The 16,960-nt window shown below is 37.5% G+C and carries 17 protein-coding genes; all 17 read right to left on the bottom strand.

The window, feature by feature from the left end; genetic code table 11:
* Positions 1 to 434: 434 nt before the first annotated feature.
* Complete coding sequence (locus SNE38_RS03950; protein ID WP_191702475.1) at positions 435 to 1,394, bottom strand: PhoH family protein; 960 nt, start codon at positions 1,392 to 1,394, stop codon at positions 435 to 437.
* Positions 1,395 to 1,396: 2 nt separating this feature from the next.
* Positions 1,397 to 2,470 (bottom strand): sporulation protein YqfD, encoded by a 1,074-nt coding sequence (locus SNE38_RS03945; protein WP_336045883.1) that lies wholly within the window; start codon positions 2,468 to 2,470, stop codon positions 1,397 to 1,399.
* A 32-nt stretch (positions 2,471 to 2,502) separates the two neighbouring features.
* On the bottom strand, positions 2,503 to 2,739 hold the full coding sequence (locus SNE38_RS03940) for an RNA methyltransferase (protein WP_191702473.1): 237 nt from the start codon (positions 2,737 to 2,739) through the stop codon (positions 2,503 to 2,505).
* Between the two features lie 56 nt (positions 2,740 to 2,795).
* On the bottom strand, positions 2,796 to 3,338 hold the full coding sequence (locus SNE38_RS03935) for a hypothetical protein (protein WP_191702472.1): 543 nt from the start codon (positions 3,336 to 3,338) through the stop codon (positions 2,796 to 2,798).
* A gap of 135 nt (positions 3,339 to 3,473) precedes the next feature.
* On the bottom strand, positions 3,474 to 3,941 hold the full coding sequence (locus tag SNE38_RS03930) for a hypothetical protein (protein WP_191702471.1): 468 nt from the start codon (positions 3,939 to 3,941) through the stop codon (positions 3,474 to 3,476).
* 23 nt (positions 3,942 to 3,964) lie between these two features.
* A complete protein-coding gene (floA, locus tag SNE38_RS03925) occupies positions 3,965 to 4,972 on the bottom strand; it encodes a flotillin-like protein FloA (RefSeq protein WP_191702470.1) in 1,008 nt (335 codons plus the stop codon).
* Positions 4,969 to 6,336 (bottom strand): NfeD family protein, encoded by a 1,368-nt coding sequence (locus tag SNE38_RS03920; RefSeq protein WP_336045885.1) that lies wholly within the window; start codon positions 6,334 to 6,336, stop codon positions 4,969 to 4,971. Before SNE38_RS03920 ends, floA begins: the two co-directional genes overlap by 4 nt.
* Before the next feature lie 418 nt (positions 6,337 to 6,754).
* Complete coding sequence (gene rpsU, locus SNE38_RS03915) at positions 6,755 to 6,928, bottom strand: 30S ribosomal protein S21 (protein WP_004227078.1); 174 nt, start codon at positions 6,926 to 6,928, stop codon at positions 6,755 to 6,757.
* A 110-nt stretch (positions 6,929 to 7,038) separates the two neighbouring features.
* Positions 7,039 to 7,707 (bottom strand): deoxyribose-phosphate aldolase, encoded by a 669-nt coding sequence (gene deoC / locus SNE38_RS03910; RefSeq protein ID WP_191702468.1) that lies wholly within the window; start codon positions 7,705 to 7,707, stop codon positions 7,039 to 7,041.
* A gap of 97 nt (positions 7,708 to 7,804) precedes the next feature.
* Positions 7,805 to 8,335 carry an adenylate cyclase gene (locus tag SNE38_RS03905; protein WP_191702467.1) on the bottom strand — a complete coding sequence of 177 codons (531 nt, stop codon included), beginning with the start codon at positions 8,333 to 8,335 and terminating at the stop codon, positions 7,805 to 7,807.
* A gap of 19 nt (positions 8,336 to 8,354) precedes the next feature.
* Complete coding sequence (locus tag SNE38_RS03900; RefSeq protein ID WP_191702466.1) at positions 8,355 to 8,831, bottom strand: hypothetical protein; 477 nt, start codon at positions 8,829 to 8,831, stop codon at positions 8,355 to 8,357.
* Positions 8,832 to 9,016: 185 nt separating this feature from the next.
* Positions 9,017 to 10,366 carry a tRNA (N(6)-L-threonylcarbamoyladenosine(37)-C(2))-methylthiotransferase MtaB gene (gene mtaB, locus SNE38_RS03895; RefSeq protein ID WP_191702465.1) on the bottom strand — a complete coding sequence of 450 codons (1,350 nt, stop codon included), beginning with the start codon at positions 10,364 to 10,366 and terminating at the stop codon, positions 9,017 to 9,019.
* Between the two features lie 717 nt (positions 10,367 to 11,083).
* Positions 11,084 to 11,698, bottom strand: a complete 615-nt coding sequence (locus SNE38_RS03890; protein ID WP_191702464.1) for a PH domain-containing protein — start codon at positions 11,696 to 11,698, stop codon at positions 11,084 to 11,086.
* 70 nt (positions 11,699 to 11,768) lie between these two features.
* On the bottom strand, positions 11,769 to 13,346 hold the full coding sequence (locus SNE38_RS03885) for a phytoene desaturase family protein (protein WP_191702463.1): 1,578 nt from the start codon (positions 13,344 to 13,346) through the stop codon (positions 11,769 to 11,771).
* A 336-nt stretch (positions 13,347 to 13,682) separates the two neighbouring features.
* Positions 13,683 to 14,426 carry a 16S rRNA (uracil(1498)-N(3))-methyltransferase gene (locus SNE38_RS03880; protein ID WP_191702462.1) on the bottom strand — a complete coding sequence of 248 codons (744 nt, stop codon included), beginning with the start codon at positions 14,424 to 14,426 and terminating at the stop codon, positions 13,683 to 13,685.
* A 66-nt stretch (positions 14,427 to 14,492) separates the two neighbouring features.
* Positions 14,493 to 15,431, bottom strand: coding sequence for a 50S ribosomal protein L11 methyltransferase (prmA, locus tag SNE38_RS03875; RefSeq protein WP_191702461.1), 939 nt, complete (start codon positions 15,429 to 15,431; stop codon positions 14,493 to 14,495).
* Between the two features lie 14 nt (positions 15,432 to 15,445).
* Positions 15,446 to 16,567 (bottom strand): molecular chaperone DnaJ, encoded by a 1,122-nt coding sequence (gene dnaJ, locus SNE38_RS03870; RefSeq protein ID WP_336045882.1) that lies wholly within the window; start codon positions 16,565 to 16,567, stop codon positions 15,446 to 15,448.
* Positions 16,568 to 16,960 lie beyond the last annotated feature (393 nt).

Raw genomic sequence — 16,960 nt, 5'->3', positions numbered from 1 at the left:
CCGTTATTTTAAATAAAATCCTGAAATTTCATGTTTTTTAGGTCAATAACGGAAATCCCTTCCGTTATTTTCACTATTTTTTATGTTATTTTAAAAATAACGGAAATTCATTCCTCTATTTATCTCGTTACGCAATTTAATCTACAAAAGCTTTGGAGCCACTCCGCCCGGAAAGCCTGCCCCAGAACGTAGTACAACGGACGCGAGCTTCAAAAACACTTGCTTCAACGCGTTTTTCCCGTAGCGCAACAGAACGGATTTCATTAAAAAATCTTATTCTTTCAATTTTGTCATCCCCAACTTATGGTGATGAACCAAAGATTTTTTCTATTTACAAATGATACCATTTATTTATGTAACTTTGAGCTTTTAATCTGAAATTATCAGAAGACCAAAAAGAGCAATTGCACGGTGCAACTGCTCTTTGCGTAAAATTATAATTCCTGGTCGGAGTAAGCTTGTATTACTCTTGCTACTAAAGGATGCCTCACTACATCCCCTTGTTCTAATATTTGGAAGTGAATGTCTTTCACGTATTTTAATGTGCGTTCTGCAATGATGAGACCTGATTCGGTGTTTTTTGGTAAATCTATTTGCGTTTTATCACCAGTAATTACCATTTTAGATCCAAAACCTAAACGTGTTAAAAACATTTTCATTTGCTGGTGTGTTGTATTTTGGGCTTCATCCAAAATAACGAATGCATCGTCTAATGTACGCCCGCGCATATAGGCTAAAGGTGCAATTTCAATTGTTCCACGTTCAATTAGACGTTGAGTCTGTTCCTGCCCGTAAATGTCGTGCAGAGCGTCATATAGAGGGCGTAGATAAGGATCAACCTTTTCCTTTAAATCACCCGGCAAAAACCCTAATGATTCACCCGCTTCAACTGCAGGACGGGTTAAAATTATACGTTTTACATGTCCATTCTTTAAGGCCTGTGTAGCCATAACAACCGCCAAATAAGTTTTACCTGTACCGGCTGGACCAATACCAAAAATTAAATCCTTATGACGGATTGCCCGAATGTATTCTCGCTGACCAATTGTTTTGGCACGAATCGGCTTTCCTTTAGTATTGCGCGCTATTTCTTCATCATATAGTTCTGCATAATATTCAATTGTGCCTTTACTTTCCATCTCGATCGCTGTCGTCACATCGCGCTGATCAATATTAATATTTTTCCTTATTACTTTAAGTAATGCTTCTAATACTGAATGTGCTTGTTTTTTCTTTGCTGCATCATCGCCTGCAATCTGAATTACTTCGCCACGCGTAATAATCTGGACATTATAAGTTTCTTCAATCAATGTTATATTTGCATCAGACATTCCCAAAAGCATGACCGCTTCATTTGGATTGTCGATTTGTAGCTCAACATATTTTTCTGACATACTCATTCTCCTTGGTGAATTAGATGTGGTTTTGCGATATTTTCATTTACTAAATACAAGACTTTCCCTTTAACTGTATCATCATCAGCGTACACGTGCAAAAGTTTTTCTGCTTTAATCGCGGATTCAAGCGGCAATGAATAAATCATCTTTTCATGTAGTAATGGTAAAATAACTGATTCGATATCCTTCTCACTTATCTTCTCCGTTTTTTTCTGGAACATTCTATACGGTTCGTAAGTCACAATTGACTTTAACGGTTTAAATGATTTTTGCTCAATTGAAGCTCCAATTTCACTCCAGTTAATTTTATAGTTCCAACCATAATCATCCAATACTTCCATTTTAATTGTTTTCGGAATGGTAAAAGAGGTTTCGAGCCAATAGTCGACAAATACCTTACCTTCCGCTCCTATCATTATTGACTTTTCTCCGTACTCCAAAATGCCAGATACGAGAACATCCCCACGATAAACTGTTGTATTCGGCTCTACTTTACGAATTCCTTTTTCGATTTGAAAATGTGTAACGACTCCATTGTTTGCAGCAACTAAATATTGATTTGTACTTGGCTTTTGAGGCGGTTCTATTTTCGGCGCTAACTGTGGGCTAATTGTAACTTTACTGCCATTTTTCATAATATGTACCCAAGAAAACTCCCTGAACTGCCTCATCATTGTTTGACGAATTTCATTATCGGAAATAAATGCACTCTTTCGCACAGGAAATTCTATCCCTACTTCCTGCTGCAAATAGTCCATCACCTCATCCTCGAGTTCTACGGTTTGCGCTTCAACTTCCACTTGCCAAATAAACCGTGATAATAATAATGGGATTATAAGCAGCAAAATCAGCCCTATACCTGTCTTCAAATCCTTTTGCAAAATAACTTCCGGTTCACTATAGCGAATTGCAATTCGAACTTTCGCTTGTTTTCTAAGCTTTCGAATTAAGGATAAGTCATTGTATGCAAGCTGGAAAGTAATTTCCTTTTGTGGAAAACGAAGTTGTGTAATTCGAACATTATTTTTTTTCAGGAGCGTAATAAAAGTATGGGCTTCTTTCGATTGCTTCATCTTAATTGTTATAAGTTTTTTATAAGGCCTTTTCATTTTTTTATTCGCTCAATAGACAATTTTTCAAGCTTTTTACAATGAATTAAAAAGCCTTCCTCAAACAGATGCATTACTTCCAACTCACCAGCACGAATATGCATAGTAAAGTCCTTCGTATGACAATTGTATTCAGTAGGGGACACATCTCCTAACGTATAGGAACCATCATAGCGGATGTCCAGAAAAGAGGAGATTTGTAATTTATTATTTATAGGAAATAATTTTCTCAATAAAAAGCCTCCTTTTTACGTCACTATATGCTACGGAAAAAGAAGGCATGTGTAGTTTATTTGATTGGAATTTCCCAATTTACGGAATCTCCCAACGCATCACCGGAGCTTTCACTGTCCGGCTCTTTAAATGCTGCCGGAACACGGAGATTTAAAAATGCATTTTCATTGTATTGTTCCTTAGGAATTAAATAGACAACGGTAAAATTCGTTTTCATTTGCGGATTCACTAAAATTTGCTCATCGCCAACCGTAGATGACAACTGCTCAATTTTCACTTTTTCAGAAGTTTCTATATTGAAATGAGGTGTATAATAAATCATTTGCTCAAAATCATTATAAATCTCTCCACTAACTTCAAGTAAATAATCTCCAGATTGTAAATTGGTAGATTGTGATAGCATCTCACTATTAGTTATCTTTTGGATTTGATAGTCGAATGAAACTGTTACCCCTTCCAGATTATGCGAAATCATCTCATCATTCTCATAAACAATATTTGTTTCACCTGCATCTGAAAGATTCTCATTACTAGTATTCCCGCATGCTGCTAAAATGAACGCACTCATGATCACGACGTTAATCCAAACACTTTTCAATTGAATTCCCCCTCTCATCATGTATATACCCATTTCTTATGCCCTTCAATATTAATTATATTCTGCCCGTTACTTTTTTAACTAAAAAACTACCTATTTCTACGTTAATTTACGCAGTAATAGGTAGTCTTATGATTATCTTCTTGCCTTTGGTGGTCCCAGAACTTCTGTCATAATGATGGCTTGCATTAAATCACGTTGACTAGAAGGCACTACCTGGAATGCTTCGGCCTCTTTTTTTGCCAATGCAACAATTGGACGTTCCTTTAATGAACGTGCACTATTTGGATTGTCTGTACGTACATCAGTTATAACTCGCTTTGCTTCTAGAACAGGCTTTTCTACTTGTTTAGGAAGCTCTTGAGTCACTTTTTGTGCAACTGGCTTTGCTTTTTCATTAAGCTGACCAAATACCTCATTTGCAAAGTCCTCCAAAGATTTCGGACGTCTTTGCTCGGTTCTTTGTTCTACTTCCTGTTTTCGAGGAGCAGGTTGACTGCTAAATGGCGGCATCTGTTTTGATTCTTTCTTTTGCTGTTCTTTTCCTTTACCTAACAAGGAACTGACAACAAATATAATGATCATTATGATAAATCCTTCCATCTAGTGCTCACTCCCTTCCTCGATTATTTATTCTTTGGATCCTGATTTTCGTTATTTGAGACTTTTGAAATGGAATCACGCATTGATGTATCTGCCTGAATATTTTTATAGTTCATATAATCCATTATACCAAAGTTACCCGAACGAAGCGCTTCTGCTAGAGCCATAGGAACTTCTGCCTCTGCTTCTACTACTTTCGCTTTCATCTCTTGAACTTTTGCAATCATTTCCTGCTCACTTGCAACGGCCATAGCACGACGTTCTTCCGCTTTTGCCTGTGCAATGTTTTTATCTGCTTGTGCTTGCTCAATTTGAAGCTCGGCACCGATGTTTTTACCGATATCAACGTCTGCGATATCAATCGATAGAATTTCGAAAGCTGTACCAGAGTCTAAACCTTTAGAAAGTACTGTTTGAGAGATTAAATCTGGATTTTCTAATACTTTTGAATGTGATGCACTAGAACCTAATGTTGATACGATACCTTCACCTACACGGGCTACAATCGTCTCTTCACCAGCACCCCCGACTAGGCGGTCTAAGTTAGCACGCACTGTAATACGCGCTTTTGCTTTTACTTCAATACCGTTCATCGCTACACCTGCAATGAATGGTGTTTCAATAACTTTAGGGTTAACCGACATTTGTACTGCTTCTAAAACGTCACGTCCAGCTAAATCAATTGCTGCTGCACGTTCGAAAGTTAACTCAATATTTGCTCGGTGTGCTGCGATTAATGCATTTACAACACGGTCAACATTACCACCTGCTAAATAGTGGGATTCTAATTGGTTAATTGTTACGTCCAAACCTGCTTTATGTGCTTTAATTAACGGATTCACGATACGTGAAGGGATTACCCGACGTAAACGCATCCCGATTAATGTGAAAATACTTACTCTTACACCTGCTGCAAGTGCACTAATCCATAGTGCGACTGGAACAAATGTGAAAAATACTGCCAAGATGACAAATGCAATAATTAATCCAATAATTAATGTAATGGTTCCTGCATCTTCAAACATACTCATATTCCTTCTCCACCTTTTTCAATAAATTCTCTCACGACAATACGTGAGCCTTCTACTTTTACTATTTCTACTGTTTTACCAGCATCCATATAGCCACCTTGTGTTACCACATCAAGACGTTCCTGACCAACCAAAACTGTACCTGATGGACGCAACGGTGTAATAGATTGACCTACTTTGCCTATCAATTCAATTCGGTTCGTATTTGAAACATAGCCTTCTTCCGTCGACGTAGCATCTCTCAGTACGAGACGATTAAACATATGCAACTTTTTCCCGAAGAATTTCATAAGTATCACCATTCCTATACCTGCAATTATCATTGCAATTAAAATCGAATATGCCATATGGGCGAAGCTTTCCCCTGCAAAAAGTAAACTTCCAATAATTAGTGCGCCCCCGATGATACCTAATATGCCACCTGGTACAAACAGTTCGGCAATGACTAAAATCAGTCCGATGACGAAAATGATAAGTGTTTCATATCCTGCAAATCCTGCAATGAGATGACCAAAGAAAAACATACCTAATGAAGCAAGCCCCATTGACCCGGCAAGGCCAAAGCCAGGCGAGTACAACTCTACTACTAATCCAATACTGGCAATTGACAACAGTATAGGAACAATTATCGGATTGGTAATAAAGCGCGCAAGCTTTTCTGCAAATGTTTGCTCAACCTTTACAACTTCACTATCCTCAAGCTGCAGTGTTTTAAGCAGTGCATCAATGGAAGCAACAGTTCCTTCAGAGTAATTCACCTTTTCGGCATCTTCAGCAGTCAATGTCAGAAGCTTTCCTTTCGGGGCTCTCAACTCTGGTAAATCAAAGTCATTTCTGACCATTGCCTGGGCGAATTTTGGATCCCGTCCGGAGTTTTCAGCAGCTGACGTCATTTTTGCAAGCCAATCGCTTTCTGCCTTTTCACCAGCTGTATTTCCGGCAGAATCAATAACCGCCGCTGCCCCCATTGTCGCATTAGGCGTCATATAAATTTTATCCGCATGCAATGCGATGTACGCACCCGCAGACAGCGCATCAGAATTGATGAAGGCGATAATCGGTATATCCGTACTATCCATTAGCCTGCCAATTTCAGAAGCCGCAGCGACAAATCCGCCAGGTGTATGCATATTGAGGATAATTGCCTCAGCATTATTGCTTTTCGCCTCATTAAATCCGCGCTTTAAATGCTCGACTAACCCTTTTTCAATTTCATTGTTAACCGATATTTCATACACTTTACCATTCGCAAATGCTGTTAAGGAAGGAAATACTAACACGATTGACATGACCATTAGAAAAATCCAACTAAAGATCTTAGTCCGTTTCATTATTCTCACCTCTCTTTGCTGATTTGTATGTATAGTAGGTATACGGATGAAAAGATAAAAGGTTTCAAAAAAAATAACTTTTATCTGCGCCTCTTTCAAAATGACTCCTCACCGGTCTATTATACGCTAAATCCACCATAAAATTAATAATTTTCTATAATTTGCAATAAAAATCATCATTTACGGTTAATTTATTCTCATTCGTAAACAAAAAAAACGAGTCTGTTTAATTAGATTCTACTAAACAGGCTCATCTTATTCATCATATGCTCTTTTTGTTGTATTAGGGAATGTTAAACTTTCTAAATTTCGTAACAGTCCTATATTTGTATTTATTCTTTATAAATAAATAATCCCCAAGCCACATTAGTAGCTTGGGGATTATATCATTTGTCTGCTCAGTTAAATCTGAAAATTGCGTGTTATGAACGTAGGGTTTTTATAGGGAAAATTACCACTTACGTTTACGTGCAGCTTCTGATTTCTTTTTACGCTTAACGCTAGGTTTTTCGTAGAACTCGCGCTTTCTAACTTCCTGAATTGTACCTGATTTTGATACAGTACGTTTGAAGCGACGAAGAGCATCTTCAAGCGATTCGTTTTTGCGAACGACAGTTTTTGACATCTCTCTTTCCCTCCCTCCGAACACACGTCAATACAATCATTAACATTTAGTTAATGTGTACTAAAGTAGTATAGCTTATCATTAAAAAAGAGTCAACAAAAACTATCTATTTAGTAATTAGAATCTGATTTTAATCCATTCATTATTGCAACACCTGATGATGCGCCGATTCTAGTGGCTCCATTATCAATCATATTTTGCATATCTTCCAAGCTACGAACTCCTCCAGATGCTTTCACACCAAGGTCCGGGCCAACTGTTTTACGCATTAAAGCGATGTCTTCCGCTGTTGCTCCACCTGTTGAGAAGCCAGTTGAAGTTTTTACGAAATCAGCACCTGCTTCAACTGCCAATTCACATGCTTTTACTTTTTCCTCATCCGTTAAAAGACAAGTTTCAATTATTACTTTTACTAAAGTACCATTTGCAGCATCTACTACTGCTTTAATATCTTCACGCACTAAATCGAAGTCACCATCTTTTAAGGCACCAATGTTGATGACCATATCAATTTCACCGGCACCATTTTTAATCGCGTCTTTCGTTTCAAACGCTTTTACCGCCGAAGTTGTAGCTCCTAATGGGAAACCGATAACTGTACATACTTTTACTTCAGTTCCTTCTAATTGTTGAGCACTGAATTTTACCCATGTTGGATTCACGCATACTGAAGCAAAGCCGTATTGTTTCGCCTCTGCACAGATTTTTTCTACCTGGTTTTTTGTAGAGTCAGCTTTTAATAAAGTATGATCGATCATTACCGCATAATTTTGAGTCATTGTATCATTACTCCTTTTACTATTTCTTTAGTTGTCCGTACATCTACTATTTTAGCATGTATTTTATTTGAGTTAAATTATCATACAATTCAAATTATTAATCGGAATAGGCAAATTCTGTACGTATGATTTTCTCATCCAATTGTTCACCTGAGCTCTGCAAATACCGGATTCTCAATTCAGGCTGATGTCGATTCGCCAATTGGTAAGTTAAAATATTTTTTACTAAATGTTCTTGTGCCAAATCAAATGCTTCTTGTTGCATAATCGAATCGTCCGATAAAGTAATCTCCCATTCCGAGTACGTGTCATTTGACGTAATACTAATCACTCCATCGCCTGAACTCTTTCCGCTTACCTCTTTATATTCTTCAAGAAACTGCTGCGTCTGTTGAGAAATTTCACTAAGTTGCCGCTCGTTCATCTGTAAAGAAACAACCCCATCAGGCTGTATCGTCTTTTGAACTTCCGAAGCCTTATATTCAATATTCAGCGATCCATATTGACGTGCCACTTCTGGAGGTATATTCACTTCTACAGTTGGTAGTTCCAATTCGGTTTGAACTACTTTTTCCTCAGTGCAACCATATAAAACAAATAACATAGCAAGCATCCATATCCATTTCATATAAATTGCTTCACCTTCTTTATCTAGATTCCGGATAAAACCGTTGCTCAAATACTAGCTTCGTCTTGTCATCAAGATAATATACTTGAACACCGATAGATTTACGACTATATATTTGAAATTTAATGGCATCCTCTACTATACTTATTTCCAGCATTTCGGCTAGAATGTCCTGTTCAAATAGATCCCGTTTCACTGTAAATTTAAGTTCGGATAAATCTTCATTGTACTCAAACGATTCAAAAGCCTCTACTTCCGGTCTGATCCCCCGTTCTACCTCATTGCGAAAATCTTCAACTGTGCCAGAAAATTCATTAATTGCCTCCAACCTAACCCACTCTTCCATATAAATTAATAAACAGTCCTCTTTCAACTCATAGTGTAGAATTCTTGATGGATCGAAATTTTTGAATTGATGTATGTTTCCAATTACCCCGTCCGGTATTTCTACGATAGATAATTTCGTCAACTGATCTTTTGAAAACTCTTGTCCCATTTCCCATCTCCCGTCCATCATAAATGACCAATACCCGCTTTTAATTAGAATATGCCAATAGCAATAAAACTAAGAAATCTTTTGGACACGTATTATATAATATGCTGGAAATTACAAACTAAAACTTTTGCGTACAATAAAAAAAGGTTGCATAAAAGTTTTCACTTCTATACAACCCTATCTATTTAATTTAACAACTCTTCCATAACACGAACAAATTGCCCTTCGTTATATGGATAGCCTGCTTTTGTAACTTTAACTTTTACTAGCTGACCTACCATGTTCTCATTGCCTTCAAAAATAACTTTTAAATAATTTGTTGTATAACCAACATAAAGATTTTCATTGTCCCCATCTTTAAAGCGCTCTTCAGGAATAACTTCCAGCACTTCACCTTCAAAACGAGACGCATATTCTTTTGCCAATTGATCATTTAATGCAATTAGACGGTGAACACGTTCGTTTTTGATTTCCTCATCCACTTGGTCGTCCATTCTTGCAGCAGGTGTACCCGTACGCTGTGAGTATGGGAATACGTGAAGCTCAGAAAATTTATGGTCGCGAATGAAATTAAATGTTTCCATAAACTCTTCTTCCGTTTCACCTGGAAAACCTACGATTACGTCAGACGTAACAGCTAAGTCCGGTAAAGCAATCTTCAGTTTCTCAAGACGTTCTGCGAAAAATTCCATCGTGTATTTACGACGCATGCGTTTTAATACTGTATCAGAACCCGATTGAATCGGAATGTGTAAATGGTTTACTACAATCTCAGAGTTTTGCAGTACTTCAATCACTTCATCCGTTAATTGAGATGCTTCAATTGAAGAAATACGTAAACGTTTCAAGCCTTTAACTTGTGCTTCCAAGTCACGTAACAGCTGTGCTAGGTTATAGTCTTTGAAGTCTTGTCCGTATCCTCCTGTGTGAATACCTGTAAGGACGATTTCCAAATATCCCGCATCCACTAGCTGCTGTGCCTGACGAATAACTTCTTCCGGATCACGTGAACGCATTAACCCGCGCGCCCATGGGATGATACAGAATGTACAGAAGTTGTTACAGCCTTCCTGGATTTTAAGCGATGCACGCGTACGGTCTGTAAATGCTGGTACGTCCAACTCTTCATACACACGATTTTTCATAATATTACGTACAGCATTAATTGGCTGACGTTCATTACGGTATTGCTCGATATAGCCAAGCATTTTATCACGATCCTGTGTACCTACGACAATATCAACACCTGGAATGGCCATAATCTCAGCTGGTGATGTTTGTGCATAACAGCCTGTAACACAAATTACTGCATCCGGATTTTGGCGTATTGCACGGCGAATAACTTGGCGGGACTTTTTATCCCCTGTATTCGTTACAGTACATGTATTAATAACATAAACGTCCGCCTGATGATCAAACTCTGTACGCTCATATCCTTGTTCTTTAAATAATTGCCAAATAGCTTCTGTTTCGTAGTGGTTAACTTTACACCCTAATGTATGTAGAGATACGGTTTTAGTACGTTCGTAACTCATAATTTATATCATCCTTTCAAGGTTACACTTATCAATTTGCCAGTGGCATAGTCTTCAATTAGCTTACTGCAGATAAAATATCAACGTGTTTTATAATAGCACAAAACGCTATGCAAAGCCTATCTTTTTAACCTTCATGTTTAATAATTTGCGCATAGAAAAAGACTTTTAAAATGCGCATTTCATCTTAAAAGTCTTTTTACATGATAACTACTCTTAAATTATAAAATTGATTACTTTTGTAACCTTGAGCGCCGACGTTCCGGGGCAGACATTCCAGGCGGCGTGGCTCCAAAGCTTTTGTAAATTTAATTGTGTAATGAGATAAATAGAGGAAGGAATTTCCGTTATTGACCTAAAAAACATGAAATTCCAGGAATTTATTTAAGATAACGGTAAAACGTTCCCTTATTTATCCTAAAATGAGCTACATATTTAAAATAACGGTAAAATCTCCCTTTATTTTAGAAGGGTACTGAAAAACAACTTTTATTCCACCACTTTATAACGAGATTAAAAATTTTGGGATTGGTGGGCTTCGCAAACGGCAATAAAGGCACGATAAAGACATGTATCACGTGGCTTTATCGCTGTCTTGCCGTAGCCCACCAATCAATCAAGTGGAATTTTATTAGAAAACCTCCCCCATATTACGGTGCCTATAAATTCCTGCAAAAAGTAGAAGCGCGCAGTATTGAATACCGCACGCTTCTACTTTTAGTTATTAATGTATTTTTCGAAAACATCTCCAAAATCTTTTTTTACAAATGCTTTCTTTTGATCGATGAGCCAGCTGTGTGAAAATGACGTAATTTCTTTAAAAGCAACTGCCGGAGAAACCCCGTCAGCACCTGTACGCCCTAGTGAAGAAGCTGCCAAATTCAGACTCTGTTTTGCCGCATCCATATTGAAGGAATTCGCTTTTTGTTCCATTGATATAGCATGAAGCGCTTTATATAAATCCTTTATTTCAGTTAAATACTTTTTATGAATATCGATGCTCAAAGGAATATTGCCGATGACAAATTTAATTTCTACGTCTAAATCAATTGTACCCGCCGTTTCCAACAACACTTCATCAAGAGCGAAATACTCATAGTCATAGCGACGCAGCATACGCTTTTTACTAATTGCATTAGCACCATCTACGTGAATTAATGCATAGTTTGTAAAGCAATATTCATCTGCTTTCGTCTTAATAAGAAAATAGATTTTTTCATCCATTTCATTAAAAATAAAATCATCTGCGTCTGTCTTGTCAAAATCTTCCCTTGAAATAACTACACCAATATCAGATAAGCCTAAAGCATCTGAAGCAAATTTTTTAAACATTATTGTGCCTCCTTTAATTGCATACATTGTAATACGTATTATACAATTAAAAGTTCCAAAAAATTCGGTATTAATTTACTTGAATTGCTGCTGGCTGATGGGCTAGATCCTTATCTTTTTGTACCGGTTTATAGTGTTCGACTTTCGGTAACGGCTTAACTGGATGAAGCGGCTGTTTATGTTCTTTCAATATTCCGTTGGCTGTAATACGGGCAGATTCCAAAATAATCGGCAAGCCGCTTCCTGGGTGTGTGCCCCCACCTACTAGCCAACAATGGTCAAGCTCTTCAAATTTATTGCGTGGACGGAATACAAGCATTTGCGATAACTGGTGCCCCAAATTAAATGTTGCCCCTTTATAAACATGAATGTCTCGTTCCCAGTCTATAGGCGAAATCATACGCTCTTCTTCAATATATTCTCTAATATCCGTAATCCCCAATTTATCTGATATCATATTTAAAATTAGATCACGGAAAGGTGCAGCTATTTTCGTCCAGTCTATTTCACTTGTATTGTTAGGCACAGGTACCAATACATAAAGCGTCGATTTCCCTTCCGGAGCTACAGTTTCATCTGTAACCACTGCATTTTGAATATAGATTGAAGGATCTTCAGATAATAGCTTTGATTTCGTAATTTCCTCTACATTTTTACGATAGTCTTTTGCAAACCAAATTGTATGATGCGGAAGATCAAAACGTTTATTCACACCTAAATACAGCATAAAAGTCGAACATGAATATTGCTTCTTCTCCAATTTTTCAGGCGTATATTTTTTTAATACGCCTGGCTCTACTAATCTAGTCATTGCATTGGCAAAATCCCCATTAATAATAACTTCATCCGCTACAATCTCCTGACCATCCTCAAGCAGTAAGCCTGTCACCTTTTTCCCGCTTACTTTCAATTTTTTCACACCGCTATTAAGATGGATTTTCCCACCTAATTCAGTCACGACTTTTGCCATCGCGTCCGTTAATTTATTGATACCGCCTTTTATATGGTAAACACCGAATGCATGCTCTATATACGATAAGATCGAAAAGGCACCCGGGCTTTCCCACGGAGACATCCCCAAATACTTCGCTTGGAATGTAAAGGCAAGCTGCAAATCTTCATCTTTATAGAACTTTGACAATGTATCTACAAGCGAGTTACCGATTTCTAATTCTCCCGCAGCTTTTATCACTTTAGGATTCAATAAATCTGTCAGTCGATTCATAGGGGCTTGTAAAACAGGCGCGAGAACTTCCAACTTCTTTTGAGTACGCTCCATATAACGTTCATAGCTACCTTCATTTCCTGGGAAAAGTTCGTCGATTTGACGAATCATTTCGTTTGCATCACGCGTCATATTGATCTTTTTATCATGGAAAATCAACTGATACATTGGATTTAAATCAATTAAATCCACATAATCGTTTATATTCCGTCCAGTTAATTCGAATATTTCCTCCGCTATATATAGCATGTTCAAAAATGTAGGTCCCATATCGAATTTATATTCACCAAGCTTAATTTCACTTGTACGCCCACCTACATAGGCCTGTTTCTCATAAATTGTTACGTCATAACCTTTATGTGCCATCAACATCGCTACCGCTAATCCACCAGGTCCAGCACCTACTACTGCAATTTTTTTCATCTCTACTGCCTCCTTTTATTCCAAGCATTGGACAATGATTAAAATAAATAATTAATTGTTGTACAACGTTAGCAACTTCCTTCATTGCCCTATTACTTTATTTGAATATTAACTGTTGAAATAATGACTTATAGCATGATATTTCACCTTTAACTTTTATTAATATATCCATCACCTTTAAAAGAGCTACAATGTTATACAAACATTGTACAATTATTAAACGTAATTATACAAGTAAAAATTTCGAATTTGAGATAAAATTAATCAAATAGGACTAATCCATACATACAAAAAGGGATTGATTCGAAAGTTACCTTTCAAATCAATCCCTTCGTTTTATTCAAATTCATAGGAAATTGCTGATAAAGCATAAAACGGCGCTGTTTCTGTTCGCAATATACGAGGACCGAGTGACATTGTTTGTGCACCAGCTTCGATCAGTACCTTTGATTCATTGCGGGAAATTCCACCTTCCGGACCAAAAATACAAAGAATGTGTAATTCCTCATCAGTATTAAGCGATTGAAGCTTTTGTTTAAAGCTCGTCCGGTTTTCTAATTTAGCATCTTCTTCATCTGCAATAAAAATCGCATCATACTTAGCGAATTTTTGTATAAGCTGTTTAAAGCTTATCGGCTCTTCAACTTGTGGTATATGTGTCCGGTGTGATTGCTCCGCAGCCTCCTGCGCAATTTTCTGCAGGCGTTCTTGGTTTTTTTTCGCTTTTTTAGCATCCCATTTCACAATAGAGCGCTCTGCCGCAAACGGAATCATTGCATACATCCCTAGTTCCGTCGCTTTTTGTGCAATCAGCTCCAGTTTATCCCCTTTTGGCAACCCACATGCGATATCCACCTTTATGGGCATTTCCGGTGATGGAATTGTTTGTCCGGTCTTTTTGACACGTACATCCTGATCTATCTCAACAATTTCACATATATTTGCTACATTCTCATGGACAATGATGATTTCTTCCCCTACTGTCATCCTCATTACTTTACTAATATGACGTGCATTTTCACCTGTTACAATAAATTCATTTTCTTTATTTCCGGGTGATTCAATAAAATACCGTTGCATCGTGTTCACTCCTTGTTATACAAAAACAACAGCTGCACAAAACAGCTGTTGTTCTCTGAAATTCAATTAAGGACGGCGCGAAATAATCGCTACCCAGTCTTCCATCATTAGAACTTCTTCAATTTCGAAGCCGGATTTTTCCAACGCTTCTTTTACTTCATCTTTTTTGGCACCAATGATTCCTGAAGTAACATAAAGTCCACCAGGTTTAACAATTGAAAATGCATCATCAGTAAATGACATAATGATTTCAGCCAAAATATTCGCCACTACAATATCGGCAGGCTCCTTAACTGTATCCAATAAGTTGCCGTGGAATACTTCAACAATAGCATCCATTTTATTTAATTCCACATTTTCACGTGCCGCTCTAACAGCTACCTCATCCAAATCCAGTGCATGGACTTTTTCCGCTCCAAGCATTGCAGCACCGATAGATAGAACACCCGATCCTGTACCAACATCGATAACTGTATGACCTTGCTGTACAACTTTTTCAAGCGCTTGCAGACACATAACAGTAGTTGGATGCGTACCTGTACCAAACGCCATACCAGGATCTAGTTCAATAATAAGTTCATCCGTTGACACTGGTTTATAATCTTCCCAAGTTGGTACGATTGTAAAGCGTTCGGAAATTTTAACAGGATGGTAATATTGTTTCCATGCCGTTGACCAATCTTCCTCATCAACTTCACAAAGCGTTAAAATATTTTCACCAATATTTATATCAAAGTTTACAAGGTTTGCAATTGCAAGCTTAATTTCTTCGATTGTCTCCGCCAAAAAGCTTGAAGCTGATAAATATGCTTTTACAATGACACCTGTTTTTGGAAAGTCTTCTGGATTCAGTGCATAAATCTCACCAAATTTATCGATTCTTTCTTTATCTAGTTCCTTTGAATCTTCAATCACTACACCACTTGCACCAGCTTCATGCAAAATGTTCGTCACTGCATCAACGGCCTCATGCGTCGTTAAAATCGAAAGTTCTGTCCATTTCACTTGCAATACACTCCTTAGTCACCTTTAATTTTTTTCTTAATCTTATCGAATAGTGAACTACCTTGTTCTTCCGGAATGTCACCACTGATTTCTGCAAATTCTCTTAGTAATTGCTTTTGTTTTTCTGTTAATTTAGTAGGTGTGACAACTTTTACGATTACGTATTGATTACCCATACCATAACCATGTACATTTTTTACACCTTTATCTTTTAGACGGAATTGCGCTCCTGATTGAGTACCCGCTGGAATTTTCAGCTTCACTTTACCATGGATTGTCGGTACTTCTATTTCATCCCCTAATGAAGCCTGCGGGAATGTTAAGTTTAGTTCATATAAAATATCGTCGCCATCACGTTCAAATTGTTCGTGCTTGCGAACAGCAAAGATAATGTATAAATCTCCTGCCGGACCATTGTTGTAGCCTTCTTCACCTTGACCTGCCACTCGCAGTTGTTGACCATCATCAACACCAGCCGGGATTGTAATTTTGATTTTTTTCTTTTTCGTTATGCTACCTGTACCTCGACATGGTGTACATTTATCAACAATAATTTTCCCTTGACCACGGCAACTTGGACAAGAGCGTTTGTTTACCATACGGCCAAACGGTGTATCAACGGCTTGGTTAATTTGACCTACACCATTACATTGTGAACATGTTTGAGGCTGAGTACCTGGCTTCGCACCTGAACCATGACATGTATCACAAGTTTCTTCTTTCGGAATTTCGATTTCAGTTTCTTTTCCGAATACTGCCTCTTCAAATGTAATATTCATACGGAATTGCAGATCGTCACCTTTACGTGGTGCATTCGGATCTTGGCGTCGACCGCCTCCAAAGAACGAACTGAAAATATCCTCGAAGCCTCCAAAACCGCCACCGCCACTGAAACCACCGCCGCCAAAGCCAGCATTCGGATCCTCGTGACCAAATTGATCATAGCGGGCACGTTTTTGATCATCGGACAGCACTTCATATGCTTCTGCTACTTCTTTAAACTTTAGATCTGCCCCCTCTTCTTTGTTTAAATCAGGGTGATACTGTTTTGATAATTTACGATATGCTTTTTTTATTTCATCTTTGCTTGCACCTTTACTTAGGCCAAGCACTTCATAGTAATCGCGCTTACTCATTGTTCACTCTCCGCTCTTTTTACATAACGTCTATTTTAGCATGTTGAAAAAATGATGTATACCATTTGCTATATTACTTTTAATATCAAATAAATAGTGTTTGCTATTTCATGTTGTCCAGTGCTTTCTCGGGGTACTGCTTGAAGGTATCGAGTATTTTCAAGCGTACTTTCCTACTTCACTTTTGGTCCTCTACTTCAATGGGATTGGCGAAATAATATGAAATAAGGGAAGATTTTTCTCTTATTTCTTAAAGACCTTTATTTTAAGAGAAAATAGAGGTAATTTTTTCCCTTATTCATAAAAAAAGCCGTTATTATCTTACTTTTTAGCTTAATAAGGGTAATTCCTTCCGTTATTTATGGCTTTTTAAATGATTTTTATAAAATAACG

It is taken from the genome of Solibacillus ferritrahens (assembly GCF_037027585.1).
Classification (GTDB): Bacteria; Bacillota; Bacilli; order Bacillales_A; family Planococcaceae; genus Solibacillus; species Solibacillus ferritrahens.
Note: the sequence above shows the minus strand (reverse complement) of the source record. Positions and strands in the feature narration are given on the sequence as shown.